Here is a 21,507-nt window from a genome sequence, read left to right on the forward strand (position 1 = left end):
GGGGGTGCCTTTCAGTGGGCCGCGCGCTCGGCGGGGGTGCTCAGGTCGAAGGAGTCGCTCGGTGCGTCGGGGTCGGCGGTGAGCAGACCGAGGGTGCGGGAGAAGCGGCGGAGCAGGGTGGCCGCGGTGTCGTCGTCGAAACGGTCGGTGCTGTACTCGAGTTCGAGGCCGAGGTGCCCGTCGGGGTCGGCGGGTGCGGAGACGATGAAGTGCACGCCGTCGGTGGGGCGCGGGGTGTCGAAGCGCATCGCGGTGAGTTCGAGGCCGGGGACGGTGAACGTGTCGGCGCCGGTGTCGAGGTAGCTCAGGGTCACCGGGCCGAGCGGGCCGGCGAGCGCGCAGGCCTCGCTGGTGGCCGCGGCGGTCGCGGACACCATGGGATCGGGTTCGGCGCAGAGGATCTCGGCGAGGGTGGTGGCACCCGCGACGGCGGCGCCCGCCTGCCAGGCCAGCAGGACCGTCACCGCGGCCCGGACGACGGCGAACGGCGGAACCGCGTGCCGGCGGGCCAGTTCCGCGATTCGCGCCCCGATTCCGGCACCGACCCTGGCGCGCATGCTCGCGCTACGTCCTCGCACCGATTCCACGGCAACGGGTTTCACCAGTTGACCGAGGCGGACCAGGGCCGCGGTGGTGCCGTCGATCTCCCAGCGCGCGAGTTCGCCGGTGCGGAACATGCGTTCGCCGGGGATGCCGAAGGGGTTGGCGACGAAGCGATCCGCGGTCGGGGCCGGATCGTCGCGGTAGCCGCGGGCCAGCTGGGCGCCCGCCAGGTACAGCTCACCGGCGGCGCCGGGACTCGTCGGCCGCAGCCGCCGGTCGAGTACGTAGACGCGCCGATTCCATTCGCGCACCCGCACAGCGGGTTCCGGCGCGTCGGGACGAGGCGCGACCGGATAGGTCAGGGTGACGGTCGCCTCGGCGCGACCGTAATCGTGATGCAGTCGCGCACCGACGACAGCCCCGAACGCCCGGACCTCGGCGGCGGACAAGGGAGCGCCGAGCACGACAACGCTACGCAGCGAAGCGATCTCGGTCCGCAGCCCCGCCCGCTCGACATGGTCGGTGAACGCGGCGAGACGCTGCGGGGTGAAGTCGGCGGCGGTGACGCCATAGTCTGCGATGATCTCGGCCTGGGTCGCCGGGTCGGGTGGTTCGGCCAGCACCACGGTGGCGCCGACCCGCAACGGCAGCAGATAGCCGTGCCATTCGGTGACTTCGCCCGCGCCCGCCTGGTGCAGGTAGACATCGCGGCCGGTGAACCCGTGGCGGCCCTGCATGCCGGTCACCCGGTGTACCGCGGCGGCATGGCTGACGGTGATGCCCTTGGTGGCGCCGTACGGGTACAGCACGAAGGCCGGGTGCTGCGGCAGCACGGGCGCGCGGCGTTCGGTGCGCAGGATCGGCTCGTCGGAGTAGTCCGACAGCGGCACCGCGTCGACGACGACGGTGGGAATGTCGTACACGGCACCGTGATTGCGGTCGGCGACGGTGAGCACGAGCGCCGGGTCGGCGACCGGCGGGAGTACGGCAGGCGTGCCGGTGTCGACCGGAACCACCGCGCCACCCGCCTTGAGCACGGCGTACATCGCCACGACCAGTTCGACCGAGCGCGGAATGTCGATGAGCACGGCAGATTCCGGTCCGACGCCGAGCGCGCTCAGGTGCCGGGCCAGCTGGTTGGTCCGCCGGTCGAGGTCACCATAGGTGATGATCGCGGTCGTGCCCGCCGCGCCGGGAGCGTGCACGACCGCGGGGTCGAAAGGGGTCGCGGCCGCCTGGGCCTCGAACTCGTCGAGCAGGAGTTCACCGGGCAGGCCGCCGTGGCGGGGTTCGGTGACGAGCCGGTCGGGCCGGTCGTCGACGCGGCCGACGAATTCGATCTCGGCGGTCCAGTCCGCGCCCGGCGGCCTGCGCCGGACCAGGTCACCGGTGGCGAACATGCGGTCGTCGACCGGGCCGATGGGGTTGGCGAGGAAGGTGGCGGCGGTGGCCTGCCTGCCGACGTACCCGCGCGCCAGTTGCACACCGGAGACGTAGAGTTCGCCGATCTCGCCGTCGGCGACCGGGCGCAGGTGCTCGTCGAGGATCAGCAGTTCGACGTCGTCGGCGGCCGAGCCGATCGGCACCACCTCGAGATCGGCGCCGGTGACCTCGTGCGCGACGACCTCACCGGCGGTCTCCGGCCTGCCGTACACGTGCCAGAGGGTCGCGCCGCTCACCGCGCGCAGGGCGGCGCCGGTCTTCGCGGGCAGCGGGGCACCGCAGCTGAGGACGACGCGCAACGAATCGAGGCGCTCCTCGGCATCGGGCAGCGCGGCCAACTCTGCGAGCTGGCCGGGGTCGAAACAGGCTGCGGTGACGCCGGTTTCGGCGATGGACTTCGCGAGGGTCGCACCGGTCGGGAGGACGAGTGCGGCGCCGGTCTGCAGGGCGAGCAGCATCTCTCCCACGGCGGCCTGGCCGGTGAGCGGCGCGTGCCAGAGCACCGAGTCGCCGGGTCCGATGCCACACAGTCGCTGCCGCCAGATCGAATTGGCCTGTGCGGCACGGTGTCCGACCACCACGGCGGTGGACGCGGCGATGTCGACCACCAGGTAGGCCGGGTTGTCGGCGCCCGGTCCCGGCAGCTCGTCGGGCTCCGGATCGGTGGCCGCGGTGTCGGTGCGCAGGACCGGGACGCCGGTGCCGGTCGGGTGGGGCGCGCCCGGCATGGTGAGCATGAGCACCGGCGCGGCCAGGGTGACGGTGCGGCGCTGCAGGTCGGTGGGTGCTTCGGGATCGAGCAGGACGAACGCGCCGCCCGCGGCGAGCACCGCGTGCAGGGCGACGACCAGTTCGGTCGAACGCGGCAGCGACACCGCGACGGTGGTCTCGGGGCCGACCCCGCGCTCGGCCAGGGTGGCCGCCAGCGCGTCGACCCGTTCGGCCAGCGCACCGTAGGTGAGCCGGTCCGCGCCGTCGACGACCGCGACGGCATCGGGGTCGTGCCTGGTGTGGTGGGTGAACGCGGCGAGCAGGGTCGCCGGGTCACGCGGGCGTTCGCCCGCCGGGTCGGCGAGCAGCGCGTCGAGTGAGACAGCGGCCGTGACCGAATCCGTATGCGACATCAGAGTTGTCCTTCCGAGTCGTCGGCCGATCCCGACCCGGCGATCACCGCGGCGGCATCGGTCACCAGTGTGTGCAACGTGGTGCTGAGCCCCGACGCGCCGAGAGCGGCGAGCACGCCGGGCACGAGCCCGGCCAGCGCGACGTTCACCAGCGCTTCGGGTTTCATCTTGGCGCCCATCGCCCGGCTCACCGCGGTGAGTTTGGCGTCGAGCGCGCCGAAGGAGATGGCGTGCTCGCCGTGGGCGAAGGCCACTGTCGCCGGGGCGAGCCGGGCGGCGGAACCGACCAGGCCGGGCAGATCGGCGATGGTGTAGGTGCGCGGTCGCGGCGCCTTCTCCGCGTCGGTGCGCACGTCGATCGCGCGCACCACCACGGTCGGGTCGGCGGCGACGGCGGTGAGGATCTTGCCCAGTCGCTCGGTCAGCGCGCGGACGGTCGAGACGTCGAAAAGGTCTGTCGCGTAGCCGAAGTGCAGGTCGAGACCGTCGAGGGTGCCGTCGGTGGCGTAGCGCTGCAGGGCGGTCAGGTGCAGGTCGAACTTGGCTTCCCCCAGTCCCGGGTCAAGGGTCTGCACCCGTAAGCCCGGTAGCTCGACACCGCCCGGTGGCATGTTCTGGAAGGTGAGCATCACCTGGAACAGCGGGGTGTAGGCGCCGGATCTGTTGCGGCCCATCGCATCGACGATCTGCTCGAACGGCACGTCGGCGTGCGAGAGGGCGGCGAGGTCGCGGCGGCGGGCCTGGGCGAGCAGGTCGGTGAACGGCGCGCGCGAGTCCACCTCGGTGCGCAGCACCACGGTGTTGACGAACATGCCGACGAGGTCGTCGAGTTCGCGGGCGCCGCGCCCGGCCACCGGGGCGCCGATCGTGATGTCGGCGCTGCCGGACTGCTTGGCCAGCAGGACCGCCAGCGCGCTGTGGACCAGGGTGAACAGCGTGGTGCCGTTGGTGCGGGCGATCTCGTCGAGGCGGCGGGTCAGTTCGCCGTCGATCTCGAATTCCACAGCCGCGCCCCGCATCTCGCGGCGAGTCGCCCGGGGGCGATCGGTGGGCAGGGCGAGCAGTTCCGGCACGCCGGCGAGTTCGCGGGTCCAGTAGGTGAGCTGCTGGCCGAGGACGCTGTCCGGGTCGTCGGCGGCGCCGAGCAGCTCGCGCTGCCAGACGCTGAAGTCGCCGTACTGGATGTCCAGTGGAGCCCAGCCGGGTTCGCGGCCTTCGCTGCGATCGACGTAGGCGCGCACCAGGTCCCGGGTGAGCGGGGCGATGGAGTAGCCGTCGGCGCTGATGTGGTGCACCACCACGACGAGCACGTGTTCGCCGGCGCCGAGACCGTAGAGCGCGACGCGCACCGGTGGGGCGGCGGTGATGTCGAACGGCTGGGCGACCAGTGCGGCGATCCTGGCCTCGACCTCGTCAGGGGCGACCGGGATCGGGGTCAGGTCGACCGCCGCCGACCAGGCCGGCATGACCTGCTGGACCGGGCCGTTCGCGGTGTCGGGGTAGCGGGTGCGCAGGGTGTCGTGGCGGCCGAGCAGGTCGCCGATGGCCGACTGGAGGGCGGGCAGGTCGAGGTCGCCGGTGAGCCGGATGGCGGCGGGGATGTGGTAGGCCGCCGACTGCGGGGACAGCTGGTGCAGGACCCACATGCGCTGCTGGGCGGGCGAGAGGACGGCCGGGCCGTCGTCGACGCGGCGGGTGAGCGGCGGGCGGGCGCCTGCGCGATCGGCCGCACCGAGGCGCTCGGCGAGGGCCGCCACGGTCGGTGCGTCGAAGACCGCGGCGACGGGCACCTGGGCGCCGAGTGCGGCACCGAGGCGGGCGGCCAGGCGGGTCGCCATCAGCGAGTTGCCGCCGAGGGCGAAGAAGTCGTCGTCGAGACCGGCACTCGCGCAACCGATCACCTCGACGAACGTCTGCGCGACCAGCTGCTCGATGGCGGTGACCGGGGCGCGGAAGGCCGCCTCCGCGAACTCCGGTTCGGGCAGCCGAGCCCGGTCGACCTTGCCGTTGGCATTGAGCGGCAGGGCATCCAGGACGACCAGCGCAGCGGGCACCATGTAGGCGGGCAGGTCGGCGGCGAGTTCACCACGCAGCCGGGCCGCGACGGCGGGTTCGTCGCCGGGCTCGAGATCGGCCACTGCGGCGTAGGCGATCAACCGGGCACCGGCCCGCTCGTCGGTCTTGGCCACGGCGACCGCCGCGCGGACATCGGTGCAGCGCAGCAAGGCCGTCTCCACCTCGCCGAGCTCGATCCGGAAGCCGCCGATCTTCACCTGGAAGTCGGCGCGCTCCAGGTACTCCAACGCCCCGTCCGCACGCCACCGGACGATGTCGCCGGTGCGGTACATCCGAGTGCCTGCGGTGAAGGGGTTGGCGACGAAGCGGTCGGCGGTGAGGGCGTGGCGGCCGTGGTAGCCGCGGGCAAGTTGGTCACCAGCCAGGTAGAGCTCTCCTGCCACACCGATCGGGACCGGTCGCAGGCGGGCGTCGAGGACGTAGAGTGCGCTGTTCCAGGCCGGGGCGCCGATGGGCACCACGTGCGACGGATCCTGCGTCACTTCGTATTCGGTGATGGATACTGCGGCTTCGGTCGGGCCGTACAGGTTGTGCAAGACGGCGTTGGTGCCGCTGGCGCGGAACTGGGTGGCCGTCGCAGCAGGCAGCGCTTCGCCGATGGCGAGGACCGCGCGCAGTGAATCCGGCAGAGCGGGAGCGGATTCGGCGGCCAGCAGCATGGCGACCAGAGAAGGCACCGCGTGCAGAACGGTGACGCCGTACTCGGTCATGATGGTGCGCAGGCGATCCGGATCACGTTCGCCGCCGGGGCGGGTGACGATCAGTGCTCCGCCGGAGGTCAGGGGCGACCAGAACTCCCAGACCGACAGGTCGAAGGTGGCGGGGGTCTTCAGCAGGACCCGGTCGGCACCGGTCATGGCGAAGCGGTCGTGCAGCCAGGCCAGCTGGTTGACGATCGCCGCGTGCGGCACGGTGACGCCCTTGGGCAGGCCGGTGGAGCCGGAGGTGAAGATGATGTACGCGGGATGCTCGGGGCGAAGGGGTGCGATGCGCTCGGCATCGGTCACCACCTCGGTCGAGAGTCCGTCCAGCGCGCGGTGGTCGAGTTCGAAGACCGGCACGTCGACGGTGATCGGCAGCCTGTCGGCGGCGGTGGTCAGCACGCACAGCGGGGCGGCCGTCGACAGGATGTAGGCGATCCGGTCGACCGGATGATCGGGATCGATCGGCACGTACGCGCCACCGGCCCGCACCACCGCGTGCATCGCGATCACCAGGTCGACACCGCGCCGCATGGCCAGCGCGACAGTGCGCTCCGGGCCGACGCCCTCGGCGATGAGCAGCCGGGCGATGCGGTTGACGCGCGCCTCGAAGGCGGCATAGTCGAGGGACTCGCCGGTCTCCGCGTCCACCAGGGCGAGAGCCTCCGGCGTGCGCGCCGCCTGACGCGCACCGAGCGAGGCCAGCGTCGTGGGCCCGACCGGGTGCGCGGTGGCGTTCCAGGTGTCGAGCACCAGTGCGCGGTCCGCGCCGAGCAGATCCAGATCGCCGACGATCGTTTCCGGTGCGGTGACGACGGATTCGAACACTCGTCGAAGCTGGGTGGCGAACCGCTCGGCCGTCTCGGCGTCGAACAGATCGGTGGCGTAACCCAGCGCCATCTCGATGCCGGCCGGTGTCCCGGTCTCGGTGTAGTGATCGAGGGCGAACAGATGCAGATCGAACTGCGCCACACCGGAATCGAATTCGATGTCGGACACGGTGAGCCCGGGCAGCTCGAGCCGGCCGCGCTCGTGGTTCTGGAACGAGTAGCCGACCTGGAACAGCGGGTGCCGGGCGGTGGAGCGGGCCGGGTTGAGCACCTCGACCAGTCGTTCGAAGGGCACGTCGGCGTGCGAGAACGCCGCGATGTCGGCGGTGCGCGCCGCGGTGAGCAGCTCGGCGAACGGCTGGTCCCCCGCGACCCGCGTGCGCAGGACCAGCGTGTTGACGAACATGCCGATGACCTCGTCGAGTTCGGCTTCACCACGGCCCGCGTTCGGGGTGCCGACGGCGATGTCCTCGGTTCCCGAGAGGCGGGCCAGCAGGGCCGCGGAGGCCGCGTGCACCACCATGAACAGCGTGGCGCCGTTGCCGCGACCGAGGGCGAGCAGCGCGGCGTGCAGGTCCGCGTCGACGGTGAAGCTCACCTTGTCGCCGCGCAGGCTCTGGCGCGCGGGACGCGGGCGATCGGTCGGCAGGGCCAGCTGGTCCGGGAGTCCAGCCAGCTGGGTCGACCAGTACGCGACCTGCTGGGCGGCGATCGACGTGGGATCGGCTTCGTCACCGAGCAGGTCGCGTTGCCACAGCGCGTAGTCGGCGAACTGCACGGCGGGCGGGGCCCAGCCGGGCGCGGTGTCGGCGAGGCGGGCGGTGTAGGCCCGCATCAGATCGGCGACGAACGGCGCGATCGAGGAGCCGTCGGCGGCGATGTGGTGCAGCACGGCGGCGAGCACGAACTCGGTGTCGCGCACCTGGAACAGGCGCAGCCGCACCGGGATCTCGGTGGTGACGTCGAAGGTGGTTTCGGCCAGCTCGCGGATTGCCTGCGGCAGTTCGTCTTCGGTGACCGCGATCGGCTCCAGCACCGGGATGGCCTGGGCGGGAGCGACGATCGCCTGCACGGGAGCGCCGTCGGCCTCCGGGTAGACCGTCCGCAGCGACTCGTGACGGGCGACCACATCGGCCATCGCCGCCCGCAGCGCGGCGACATCGAGATCGCCCGAGAGACGCAGCGCGAACGGGATGTTGTAGGCCACCGAGGCACGGTCGAAACGGTTGAGGAACCACATCCGCTGCTGCGCCGGAGACAGCGGCAGCAGCTCGGGACGGGCCCGCCCGACCAGAACGGGCCGGTCGACCTTCGCCTTGGCATCCACCGCGGCGGCCAGTTCACCCACGCGCGGCGCCTCGAACAGGGTCCGCACGCCGACTCGCCGGTCCAGTGCCGCGCCGATGCGGGCGCCGGCCTTGGCGGCCAGCAGTGAGCTGCCGCCGAGGGCGAAGAAGTCGTCGTCGGCGCCGATCGGCTGATCATGGCCGAGCACCTCGGCGTAGACCGCGGCGATGATCTCCTCGGTGACCGTGGCGGGCTTGCGGTAGGTGGTGGTCTCGAAGACCGGCGCGGGCAGTGCGGCACGGTCGAGCTTGCCGTTGACGGTCAGCGGAATGCGCTCGACCGGCACCACCGCGGCCGGGAGCATGTGCTCGGGCAGGGTGCGGGCCAGTTCCTGCCGCAGCGCGGCGGCGTCGACGATCTGCGGACCGGCGACCAGGTAGGCCACGATGCGCGGCTCGTCCACCAGGTCGGTCCGCACCAGCACCGCGACCTCGCGCGGGGCCACCGAACTGCCCAGCAGCGCGGCCTCGATCTCGCCGAGCTCGATGCGGAAGCCGCGCAGGTTGACCTGCTGATCGGCCCGGCCGAGGTATTCGAGATCGCCGTCGACGGTCCAGCGCGCCAGGTCACCGGAGCGGTAGGTGAGGGTGCCGGGCGCACCGTAGGGATCGGCGACGAACCGGCTCGCGGTCAGGTCGGGACGGGCGAGGTAGCCGCGCGCCAATTGCGCACCGGAGACATAGATTTCGCCGGGCACGCCGACCGGGACCGGGCGCAGGCGCGAATCGAGCACGCGCACGGTCAATCCCGCGATGGCGCCGCCGATCACGCTGGCCGAACCGGTGTCCGGAGTGATCTCGCGGTAGGAGACGTGCACCGTGGTCTCGGTGATGCCGTACATGTTCACCAGGCGCGGGGACTCCGGATAGCGGGCGAACCAGCCTGCCAGCCGCTGCGGTTCGAGCGCCTCACCGCCGAAGATCACCGTGCGCAGCGGGTAGTCCGCGGGCTCGGTGGCCAGATCGGCGGCGATGAGCTGGTAGAACGCCGACGGCGTCTGGTTGAGCACGGTCACGCGCTCGGCGAGCAGCAGCTCACGGAACTGTTCGGGTGAACGCGAGGTGTAGTAGTCGACCAGGACCACCGAGCCGCCGTGCAGCAGGGCACCCCACAGTTCCCACACCGAGAAGTCGAAGGCGTAGGAGTGGAACATCGTCCACACGTCCGAGGGGCCGAACGCGAAATGGCGGGCCGAATTGTCCAGCAACGCGAGCACATTCGCGTGCGGGATCACCACGCCCTTGGGCCGTCCGGTCGAGCCGGAGGTGTAGATGACGTAGGCGGCGTGCGCCGGAACCAGCGGTGCCCGTCGATCGGCGGCGGTGAGGGCGTCGGCGGCGAAGTCGATCAGATTGTCGGCGGTGGGATCGAGCACCGGGCCGCCGAACCAGTCGCGGGCCAGGCCGGTGCCCGCGCTCGCGATGGCGCACAGCGGGCGGGCGTCGTCGAGGATGTACTCGATGCGGTCGGCCGGGTAGTTCGGGTCGATCGGCAGGTACCCGCCGCCCGCCTTGAGCACGGCCAGCAGGGCGACGGTGAGTTCCACCGTGCGCGGGAGTGCCACGGCCACCAGCGATTCCGGCCCGACCCCGGCGCCGACGAGGCGGCGGGCGAGACGGTTGGACCAGGCGTCGAGTTCGGCGTAGGTGAGCGTGTCGCTGCCCGCCTTCACCGCGACGGCGTCCGGGTCGAGCGCCGCGGCACGGGCAAAGCGGTCGACCATGGTCTCCGCGCTGTCGGCCACCGAGGCGCCCGTGGTGGCCCAGTCGTGCAGGGTGCGCTGCTGTTCCTCGGCGCTGAGCAGCTGGATGTCACCGACGACCACGGTCGGATCGGCGACAACCGCGGCCAGCACCTGGGTGAATCGGCGAGCCAGCACCGAGATGCTTGCCGGGTCGAACAGGTCGGTGGCATAGGCGATTTCGATACCCATGCCGTCGGCGCGGCCGTCGATGTCGTCGGATTCGGTGACGGTGAACTGCAGGTCGAACTTCGCCACCGCCGCGTCGAAGTCGACCGGTGTCGCGCGCAGGCCGGCCGCGGCCAGCTCGGGAACGGTGAAGTTCTGCAGGACCAGCGCCACCTGGAACAGCGGGTGCCGGTTGCGGGCCCGCGCCGGGTCGATGGCCTCGACGACCTGCTCGAACGGGATGTCGGCGTGCGACAGTGCGTCGAGGTCACCGGCGCGGACGGCGTCGAGGGTGGTCTCGAACTCCGCGCGCGGGTCGATCTGGGTGCGCAGGACCAGGGTGTTGACGAACATGCCGATCAGCCCGTCGAGCGCGGCCTCACCGCGTCCGGCGACCGGGGTGCCGATGGCGATGTCGCTGCCGCCGGACAGGCGGGCCAGCAGCACGGCCAGTGCCGCGTGCACGGTGCTGAACAGGGTGGCCTCGTGCTTGCGGGCCAGTTCGCGCAGCTCGCTGTGCAGATCGGAGTCGATCTGGAAGCGGTGCACGCCGCCGTGGAAGCTGGACTCGACCGGGCGGTGCCGATCGGTCGGCAGCTCGAGCTGCTCGGGCAGACCGGCCAGGCCGCGGCGCCAGAAGGACAGCTGGGTGTGGGCGAGCGAGGCGGGATCGGTGGGGTCGCCGAGGTTCTCGTCCTGCCAGCGGGCGTAGTCGGCGTACTGGATGGGCAGGGGCGCCCAGCCGGGGGCCGTGCTCGCGGTGCGGGCGGCGTAGGCGGTCATCAGGTCGGCGGCCAGCGGGCCGAGGGAGAAGCCGTCGGCGGCGATGTGGTGGATCACCAGGACGAGGACATGCTCGGCGCCCACCGCGAACAGTGCTGCGCGCAGCGGGATCTCGGTGGTCAGGTCGAAACGGACAGCGGCGCAGGACAGCAGGCGGGCGGGCAGTTCCGCCTCGGTGATCGGCTCGGCTCGCAGCGTGATGTCGACGGCGTCGGCGATGGACTGTTCGGCGCCGTCCGGGCCCTCCGGGTAGCTGGTACGCAGGGTTTCGTGCCGGGCGATGACATCGCGGAGGGCGGCGTCGAGTGCGGCGAGGTCGAGGTCGCCGGTCAGGCGCAGCGCGACGGGGATGTTGTCGACGGCGTCGCCGATGCCGTCGGCGTCGGCGAGGTAGCGGTTGAGGAACCACATCCGCCGCTGGGCGGGCGAGAGCGGAATTCGCTGTGGGCGTTCGCGCTTGGCGAGTTCGAGCCGACCGCCGGTGCCGCGCAGTTCCGCGCACCGTTCGGCGAGGCCCTGGACGGTCTGCGTGTCGAACAGCAGGCGCACCGGGACCTTGGTGTCGAGGGCGGCGCCGAGGCGGGCCGCGACCTGGGTGGCGTTGAGGGAGTTGCCGCCGAGGCCGAAGAAGCCGTCGTCGAGGCCGACTTCGCGGTCGGCGGGGAAGCCGAGGACGGTGGCGAAGGTGGTGGCCACGATCTGCTCTACCTCGGTGACCGGGGCACGGAAGACGGCGGTCTCGAAGACGGGGGCGGGCAGGGCCTTGCGGTCGAGCTTGCCCGAGGCATTGAGCGGGAACTCGTCGAGCACGACGAAGGCGGCGGGAACCATGTAGGCGGGCAGGGTGCGGGCGAGTGCGGACTTCACTGTGTCCACGTCGAGTTCCTGTGCCGCGACGACATACGCGACCAGGGTGTCACCGTCGTGCACGACGACGGCAGCCTGCGCGATCTCGGGCATCCCGGCCAGGGACGCTTCGATCTCGCCGAGTTCGATGCGCAGGCCGCGCAGCTTCACCTGGAAGTCGGTGCGGCCCAGGTACTCCAGTTCGCCGCGCGGGATGCTTCCTTCATCTGACGTCGTGGCGTCCTCAGGGGCACCGTCGAACACCGCGGTCCACCTGACGAGATCACCGGTGCGGTACATGCGCTCGCCGTCGGCGAACGGGTTCGCGACGAAACGGTCCGCGGTCAGGTCCGTGCGGCCCGCGTAGCCGCGGGCGAGTTGCGCACCGGCCAGGTACAGCTCACCGGGGACACCGGCGGGGACCGGGCGCAGGCGACCGTCGAGGACGTACACCTGCGTGTTGTGCACAGGTTCACCGATCGGCACGGTGAGCAGGTCGGCATCGACGACCTCGTGGAAAGTGACGTCGACGGCCGCTTCGGTGGGGCCGTACAGGTTGTGCACAGCCGTCCCGGTGAGCCGACGCAGGAGGTGTGCGGGGTCAGGCGGCAGGGCCTCGCCCGAGGCGAATACCAGGCGCAGCGAGGAGCACCGACCTGTGGGATCGACGACCGCGGCCACGTTCGCCGTGCGCTCGGCAGTCCGCGCGGCGAGCGCGCCGACGAAGACCGCCAGCATCGACGGGACGAAATGCGCGACGGTGATCGACTCGGCGTCGACGAGGTCGGCCAGGTAGGCCGGGTCGCGGTGGCCGTCGGGGCGGGCCAGGACCAGGCGGGCGCCGATCTGCAAGGGCCAGAAGAACTCCCAGACCGAGACGTCGAAGGTGGCCGGGGTCTTCTGCAGGACCGAGTCCGCGGGGGTGAGGCGGTAGGTGTCCTGCATCCAGATCAGGCGGTTGACGATCGCGGCGTGCGAGACGACGACGCCCTTGGGCTTGCCGGTGGAGCCGGAGGTGAAGATCAGGTAGGCGGCATTGGCCGGGGTGAGGGTGGCGAGCCGGTCGGCGTCGGTGAGGGGGGCGGGCGAGTAGTCGGTGGTGTCGAGCTCTTCGAGGTCGAGGACGGCGAGGTGGTCGGCCGAATCCCCGGTGGCGAAGTCGAGTTCGTCGACCGCGCGGGTGAGCACGCACACCGGTGCCGCGGCATCGATGACGTGGGCGATGCGCTCGGCCGGGTGATCCGGGTCCAGCGGCACGTAGGCGCCACCCGCGGCGAGCACCGCGTAGGTGGCCACGACCAGATCCGTCGATCGGCGCATACCGATGGCGACGGTGCGATCGGGTCGCACGCCGATCGAGATCAGCAGGCGGGCAAGGCGGTTCACCCTGGCGGTGAACTCGGCGTAGGTGAGCGACTCGTCCTCGAAGGTCAGCGCGATCGCGTCCGGCGTGCGCGCGGCCTGGGCCGCGAACAGCGAGACCAGCGTCATGCGCTCGTCGACCGGGTAGGCGGTGTCGTTCCAGGTGTCGAGCAGGCGGGTGCGCTCCGCGGCGCCGAGCAGGTCGATGTCGCCGATCACGACGCTGGGATCGGCGGTCACCGTATCCAGCAGCCGCACAAGGCGGATGCCGAAATCTGTGATGGTCTGCGCGTCGAACAGGTCGGTCGCGTACTCGAAGCGGGCGAGCAGGCCGTCGGTGGTCTCGCGCAGGGTCAGCTGGAGGTCGAATTTCGCCGAGCGGGTGTCGATCTCGATTTCCGAGGCGGTGATCCCGGCCAGCGCGAGTTCGGTGTGCGCGGTGTTCTGGAAGTCGAGCATCACCTGGAACAGCGGGTGCCGCGCGGTCGAGCGCTCGGGGTCGATCACCTCGACGAGGCGGTCGAAGGTGACCTCGGTGTTGGCGAGAGCGCGCAGGTCACCGTCGCGGACCGTGCCGAGCAGGTCGGTGAAGGTCGCGTCGGGGCGGACCAGGGTGCGCAGTACGAGGGTGTTGACGAACATGCCGACGAGGTCGTCGAGGGCTTGATCGCCGCGACCGGCGACCGGCGTGCCGATCGAGATGTCCTGCTGGCCGGACAGTTTCGCCAGAGTCGTGGCGAAGGCGGCGTGCAGCACCATGAACAGCGAGGACTGGGTGTCGGCGGCGAGAGCGCGGAGCCGATCGGTGACGGCGGCGGGGATGGTGAACGCGTGGCGCGCGCCGCGGCCCGAAGCAATTGCCGGACGGGGGCGATCAGTGGGGAGGGCGAGCAGATCGGGCAGATCAGCGAGTTCCGTTGTCCAGAAGGCGATCTGCCGCGCCATGAGTGACTCCGGGTCGTCCTCGGCGCCCAATGCCTCGCGCTGCCACAGTGCGAAGTCGGCGTACTGCACCGGAAGTGGTGTCCACTGCGGTGCGGTCCCGGCCAGATGCGCGGCATAGGCCAGCATCAGGTCGCGGGTGAGTGGCGCGACGGACCAGCCGTCGGCGGCGATGTGGTGCACCACCAGCACGAGCACGTACTCGTCAGCGCGATCGGACCGCGACCGGGCGGCAGCGTCGGAAGCATCATCGCCGCCGACAACCGCGCGATCGGCGAGCGCAGAACGTGCCGACGCCTCGGATGCATCGTCACTGATCCCAGCGGCACGACCGACGGGCACGGCGCGGGCGACCACGGAAGCCTCGGACACGCTCCCGTCGACCGCGCCGGTCCGCAGCAGGTGCAGGCGCACCGGCGGCTCGCTGTCGACCGCGAACGGCACCGCGGCGAGAGCGCGGACGCGGTCGTGGAGGGTGGCGGGGTCGATCGGCTCGGGCTCGAGGGTGATGGTGAGCTGGTCGGCGGAGAGCACCTCCTGGAAGGGGATGCCGTCGACGGCCGGGTAGCGGGTACGCAGCGCCTCGTGCCGGGCGAAGACCGCGGTGGCGGCGGCAGCGAGGGCCGCGTGGTCGAGGTCGCCGGTGAGGCGGACCGCGGCGGCGATGTTGTCGGCCACCGAGTCGCCGTCGAACTGGTTGAGGAACCACATGCGCTGCTGCGCGTAGGACAGCGGAATCCGTTGCGGCCGTGCACCGGCCACCAGCGGAAGCCTGCCCACGGTGACCTCGCTCTCGCCGAGCGCGGCGGCCAGCGCGGTGACCGTCGACGCCTCGAACAGCGTCTTCAGCGACACCGCCACACCGAGCGCGGCCCCGAGCCGCGACACGACCTGCGTGGCGACCAGGGAGTTCCCGCCGAGTTCGAAGAAATCGTCATCGGCACCGACCCGCTCGACCCCGAGCACCTCACCGAACACCCGCGCCACCACGGCCTCGGCACCCTCGGCGGGCGCGCGGAACTCCCGCGCGGCGAACACCGGTTCGGGCAGCGCCCTGCGATCGAGCTTGCCGTTGGGCGTGAGCGGCAGCGCGTCGATTACGACGAACGCCGACGGCACCATGTGCGCGGCGAGCGTGCCGCGCAGCGCCAGCGCGATCTCGTCGACATCGATCGCGATCGGCCCCGTCGCGGCGCCCACGGTATCCGGCGTCATGACGCCGTGCGGAGCGACGGAGTCCGCGTCGCCGGTCGCGCCGACCGGCTGAGCGGCTGCGCCGGAGATCGTCTCGCCGCGACCGGTGGGCGCGTCCTCGGCAGCGATGTCGGAGACGGCACGCTGGACGGCGCCGGTACCGATAGCGACGGCGGCGGCGCGGCGGCCGGTGGCGTTCGCGACGACATCCAGCCGGTCCGCGGTGGCGACACCGTCCGCGTCGGGGACGAGGTAGGCGACCAGTTGATCACCACGGTGGGCGTCGGAGCGGACCAGCACGACAGCCTGGCGGACCGCGGGCTGGGCGAGCAGGGCGGTTTCGATCTCGCCGAGTTCGATGCGGAAGCCGCGGAGTTTGACCTGGTCGTCGTTGCGGCCCAGGTAGTCGAGGGTGCCATCGGGGGTCCAGCGGACCAGGTCTCCCGTGCGGTACATGCGCCGGCCGGGCGCCCAGGGGCAGGCGACGAAGCGGGTCGCGGTGAGGGCGGAGCGGTCGCGGTAGCCGCGGGCGAGCTGGGCACCGGCGACGTAGAGCTCACCGGCGACCCCGGCGGGGACCGGGCGCAGGCGGTTGTCGAGGACCCACTGGGTGATGCCGCGCAGGGGTGTACCAAGGGTCAGCGGGGCATCGGCGGTCAGGGGGGCGCTGATATTGGTGGCGACCGTGGTCTCGGATGGGCCGTAGGCGTTCACGAAGGCGCGCGGGACCGCGCCGGTGGTCCAGCGGGCGACCAGGTCGGGCGGGCAGGCCTCGCCGCCGACCATCACCATGCGCAGGTCGTCGAGCTGGTCGGGGTCGAGCACGGCCAGGCCCGACGGGGTCATCAGGGCGTGGGTGACGCGCTGCTCCGAAAGCAGTTGCGCCAGTTCGGCACCCACGTGCCGGCCGACCGGGGCGATCACCAGGGTGGCGGCGGAGTTCACGGCGAGGAGGAACTCCATCACCGAGATGTCGAACGACGGCGATCCGACCTGCAGCACCCGCGCGTCGGGCGTGCCGAACATGCGGTCGGTCTCCTCGGCGGCGAAACCGGCGATCCCGGCCTGGGTCACCAGCACACCCTTGGGCAGACCGGTGGAACCGGAGGTGTAGATGACGTAGGCGAGGTGCTGGGCGAGCAGCGGGCGCACCCGGTCGAGATCGGTGACGGGATCGCTGGCGCGCAAGGCGCATTCGGCCATCAGCTTGAGTTCGTCGAGTGCCAGCCAGTCGATCGGACCGGGCAGCGCGGACTGCACCTCGGACACCGTAAGACCCAGTCGCGCACCGGAATCGGTCACCATATGGGAGATCCGATCGCGGGGATAGCTCGGATCCACCGGCAGCCAGGCCGCACCGGCCTTCGCGACCGCCCAGATCGCGAGCACCGATTCGACCGAACGCGGAATGCCCACCGCGACCACGTCATCGGGGCCGACACCGGCGTCGATGAGCACTCGGGCCAGGCGCGAGGACGCCCGGTCCAGCTCCCGGTAGGTCAGGGCGCGCTCACCGTCGGTGACGGCCTCGCGCTCCGGGCCGGCGGCGACGGCCGTGGCGAGCAGATCGGGTAGGAGACCGGTGGCGGTGACGGGCGCGCCACACATGTCGGTGAGGCGGGCGTGCTCCGACACCGACAACAGCGGCAGATCGCCGACCGGGGTCCCTGGCGCGGCGACGGCCGCCGCCAGCAGACGCACGAAACGCGCACCGAGAACAGAGATCTCGGCATCATCGAAAAGATCGGTGGCGTAGAGGGCGACCACCTCGATACCCGCGGGCTCCCCCGTGTCACCGCGACGTTCGGACAGCGTGAGCTGCAGATCGAACTTGGTGATGTCGAGTTCGATCTCGTGCACCGCGACCGGCGAACCGGCCAGCTCGAAGGTGGTGTCCAGCACGGCCTGGAAGTTCAAGGCCACCTGGAACAGCGGGTGGCGCGACTGCGAGCGGGCCGGGTTGACCACGTCGACCAGGCGGTCGAAGGGCACGGTGGCGTGGGCGAAGGCGGCCAGGTCGGTCTCGCGGGTGTGCTCGAGCGCGGCGGCGAAGCTGATCGCGGGATCGATCTCGGTGCGCAACACGAGGGTGTTGACGAACATGCCGATCAGTTCGTCGATGGCACGATCGCCACGACCGGCGACACCGGTACCGATGGCGATGTCGGTGCTGCCGGAGAGCCGGGCGAGCAGCACCGCGAGGGCGGTGTGCACGACCATGAACAGCGAGGCACCCGACTGCTGGGCCAGCTCGGCCAGTCGCCGGTGCAGCTCGGCGTCGATGGTGAACGCGGTCCGCGCGCCGCGCATGCTCGGCTCCACCGGGCGCTGCCGCGCGGAGGGCAACTCGAGCTGATCGGGCAGGCTCGCGAGAGTGCGCTCCCAGAAGGCGATCTCGCGTGCGGCCAGCGACTGCGGATCGGCTTCGGCACCGAGCAGTTCGCGCTGCCACAGCGCGTAGTCGGCATAGTGCACAGCCAGTGGCGCCCAGCCGGCCTCGGCACCGTCCACGGCGGCACGATAGGCAGTGAGCACATCACGCACGAGGACCTGCAGCGAAACACCGTCCGCCGCAATGTGGTGCAGGACCACAGCGAGCACGCATTCGCCCGTGTCACCCGCTGGCGGCACGGCCGAATCCAACGCACCCGACGCCGACGACACCGGAGCGCCCGAATACGCTGTGTCCAAGCCGGATCGACCATCCGATGCCGAACCCACTGCCAGTCCCTGGGCACCCGACACCCTGTAGATTCGCGCGCGGAACGGCACCTCGCACTCGAGGTCGAAACCGGCGCGGGCGAAACGGGTCAGCTCGGCGTCGAGGTCGGTGGCGGCGATGGTGGTGGGCTCGGCGATCCGCACCGAGCCGGGCGCGCGCACCACCTGCTCGGCGACTTCACCGCCCGGGGCGTCGACCGCGGGGAACACGGTGCGCAGCGCCTCGTGCCGGTCGACGACGGCGGTCAGCGCGACGACGAGCGCGGGCAGCTCGGTGGCGCCACGCAGCCGGACCACGAACGGCATGTTGTAGCCCGGCGCCGACGGATCGAACCGGTTGAGGAACCAGATCCGTTGCTGGGCAGGCGAAAGCGGGATCAGCGCCGGACGCGGACGCGCGGCGAGCACCGGCAGTTCGGCCGACACGCCGTCCTCGGCGCGTTCGGTGATCGCGGCGGCCAGCCGGGTGACCGTGGTCGCGCCGAACAGGTCGCGCACGCCGAGCCGGCAGCCGAGGTCGGCGCCGAGCCGGGCCGCCACCTGGGTGGCGACCAGGCTGTTGCCGCCGAGGGCGAAGAAGTCGTCGTCGCGGCCGATCCGGTCGAGTCCGAGCACCTCACCGAAGACCCGCGCCACCGCCTCCTCGACCGGCCCGACGGGCTCGGCGTAGGTGACGACGGTGCGCTCGGGGGCGGGCAGCGCCTTGCGATCGAGCTTGCCGGAGGCGTTCACCGGCAGCGCGTCGAGCAGCACGTACGCGCCGGGCACCATGTAGGCGGGCAGGGCGCGCAGGGCCGCCGCGCGCAGGTCGTCGACCGCGACGGCGCCCGGCTCGGCCGCCACCACATAGGCCACCAGCTGCTCACCGATTCCGGCCTCGTCGCGCACGATCACGACCGCGCGCACCGCCGCCTCGACACTCTCCAGCACGGCCTCGATCTCGCCGAGCTCGATCCGCAGGCCGCGCAGCTTCACCTGGAAGTCGGTGCGGCCCAGGTATTCCAGTTCGCCGTGGGTGGTCCAGCGGACCAGGTCACCGGTGCGGTACATCCGCTCACCCGGCGCGTTCAGGTCGGCGACGAAGCGTCCCGAGGTGAGCTCGGGACGTCCGACATAGCCACGGGCGAGCTGTACCCCCGACAGATACAGCTCACCCGAAGCCCCGACCGGAACCGGCCGCAGCCGCGAGTCGAGAACATGGAGCCGGGTGTTGAACACCGGCGCGCCGATCGGCACCGTGACCCGGTCGCTGTCGTTCACCTCGTGGAAGGTGACGTCGACGGCGGCCTCGGTCGGGCCGTAGAGATTGTGCAGCCGCGCGCCGGTGAGCAGCCGCAGCCGCTGGGCCAGTGCCGCGGGCAGCGCCTCACCGGAGGCGAAGACCAGCCGCAACGAGGTGCGCTCGGCGATCTCCTGCTGGGCGAGAAAGGCTTCGAGCATGGAGGGCACGAAATGCGCGACGGTGACGCCGTATTCGGCGATCACCCGACGCAGATACCGCGGATCGCGATGCCCGTCCGGTTCGGCCAGCAGCAGGGTGGCGCCGATCTGCAAGGGCCAGAAGAACTCCCACACCGAGACATCGAAGGTCATCGGCGTCTTCTGCAGGACGACATCCACACCGTGCAGCCGGTAGGCCTGCTGCATCCACACCAGCCGGTTGACGATCGCGGCGTGCTCGACCGCGACGCCCTTGGGCAGACCGGTCGAGCCGGAGGTGAAGATGACGTAGGCCGGGTGTCCGGGACGCAGCGGCGCGGTGCGCTCGGCATCGGTCAGCGGGTCGTCGGCGTATTCGCCCAGGTCGAGTGCGTCCACGGCCAGCACCGGCACCCCGTCCACGCCGGGCGCACCGTCGCGGGTGGTGGTGAGCACGGCAGCCGGAGCGGCGGTGCGCAGGATGTGCGCGGTGCGTTCGACCGGATGATCAGGGTCGATCGGCACATACGCGGCGCCCGCGGCGAGCACCGCGTACATCGCGACGACGAGTTCCGGCGAACGCCGAATGCTCAGCGCCACCAGCGATTCCGGGCCGATGCCGTCGGCGCGCAGCCGCCGGGCCAGACGGTGGGCGCGCTGGGCCAGCTCGCGGTAGGTCATGGTCGCGGACTCGTCGCCCGCCATGCGCACGGCCACGTCGTCGGGGGTGCGCGCGACCTGCGCCGCGAACAGCGCGGGCAGCGTCGCCGCCGCCACCGAACGCTCGGCCAGCGCGGCCTCGACATCGAAGCGGGTGGCGTTCCAGATCTGGGTGCTGACGTGCAGTTCCAGCTCGGTCGCCACCTCGACCGCGCCCAGCGGGGTGTCCAGGTCGACGGCGGCCAGCCGCTCGAGGAAGCGCAGGAACCGGGAGTGGTGCCTGGCCAGGGTGTCGGCATCGTAGAGGTTGGGGTTGGCCTCGAAGTCGGCGTGCACGCGGTCGCGATCGCCGTAGTAGACGTTGAGGCTCAGGTCCTCGATCGGTCCGGTGGAGAGCACCCGGTAGCGGCCGGTGGTGGTGCCCAAGGTGAGGTCGCTGCGGAAGAGCATGAAGTTGGCCAGCGGGCCGAACAGCGCGCGCCGGGCCGGACGACCGTCGTCCTCGGCGTCGCGGCGGATGTCCTCGGCGCGGTAGCGCTGATGCCGCAGCGCGCCCGCCACCTCGACCCGTGCAGACCGCAGCAGCTCGCCCCAGGTGGTCGCGGCACCGGCCGCGCCCGTCGGCAGGCGCAGCGGCACGATGTTGGACAGCATGCCCGCCGAGCGGCGCATGACCGCGGTGGTGCGGGCGGTGACGGGCAGGCTCAGCACCGCGTCGGGGCGGTCGGTGAGCCGGCCGAGGTAGGCGGCGAAGGCGGCGAGCAGCACCGCGGAGAGGGTCGAATCATCGCTGGCGGCAATGGTTTCCAGCCGGTCGACCAGGCGCTCGGACAGCCGTCCGCCGGTCACCAGGTTGATCGCCGCGCGCGGCGCGGTGCGGCTGTCGAGCCCGGTCGGGCTGTCCAGTCCGGCGATCCGCTCGGCCCAGTGTTCGCGGTCGTTCGCGAAGCGGGTGCTCTCGCGGTAGCGCTGTTCGCCCTCGACCAGCTCGGCCAGGCCGCCGGGCACGATCGGGCGAGCCTCGGTGCCGAGAATGCGCGCGGTGTAGAGGTCGGCGATGCGCTGGGAGAGGGTGAACGCGCCGTAGCCGTCGAGCACGATGTGGTGGCCGCGCAGGTACCAGAACCAGCGCTGATCGGCGACGCGCAGCACCGCGCCCGCCACCAGGCGGTCGGTGAGCAGCTCGACCGGGGCACCGAACTCCGCGCGCATCCACTCGTGCGCGGCGGCGACGGGATCGTCGTGGTGGCGCAGGTCGATCAGCGGCAGTTCGTCCTCGATCGGGATGGTGTGGTCGACGACCTGGTACGGAACACCGTCGGATTCGCCGATGCGCACCAGCGGGGAACCGAAGGCGTGCGCCGCCTCGGCGGTGACCTCCTGCAAAACCGCCGGGTCGAGCGCACCGGTGATGTCGACATACTGGGCGATGGTGATCGGCACTTCGGGATCGAGCAGCTGCGCGTACCAGACCCCGAGCTGGGCCGGTGTCAGCGGGAACGGTGCCGACGCACCCGCGGCGGCCTCCGCTTCCTGTGGTCGCGCGCTGTACCCACCCAACTCCGTACCGTGCACCAGAGCCTCCTCAATCGCGAAAAAACAGCAGA

Annotated in this window: 2 protein-coding genes; both read right to left on the bottom strand. The window is 71.6% G+C overall.

What is annotated here, in order from left to right:
- Positions 1–11 precede the first annotated feature (11 nt).
- Complete coding sequence (locus ACFVVM_RS14150) at positions 12–3,110, bottom strand: AMP-binding protein (protein ID WP_387617440.1); 3,099 nt, start codon at positions 3,108–3,110, stop codon at positions 12–14.
- Complete coding sequence (locus ACFVVM_RS14155) at positions 3,110–21,475, bottom strand: non-ribosomal peptide synthase/polyketide synthase (protein ID WP_387617442.1); 18,366 nt, start codon at positions 21,473–21,475, stop codon at positions 3,110–3,112. Before ACFVVM_RS14155 ends, ACFVVM_RS14150 begins: the two co-directional genes overlap by 1 nt.
- Between the last annotated feature and the right edge of the window lie 32 nt (positions 21,476–21,507).

Source organism: Nocardia sp. NPDC058176 (genome assembly GCF_042883805.1).
Taxonomy (GTDB): Bacteria; Actinomycetota; Actinomycetes; order Mycobacteriales; family Mycobacteriaceae; genus Nocardia.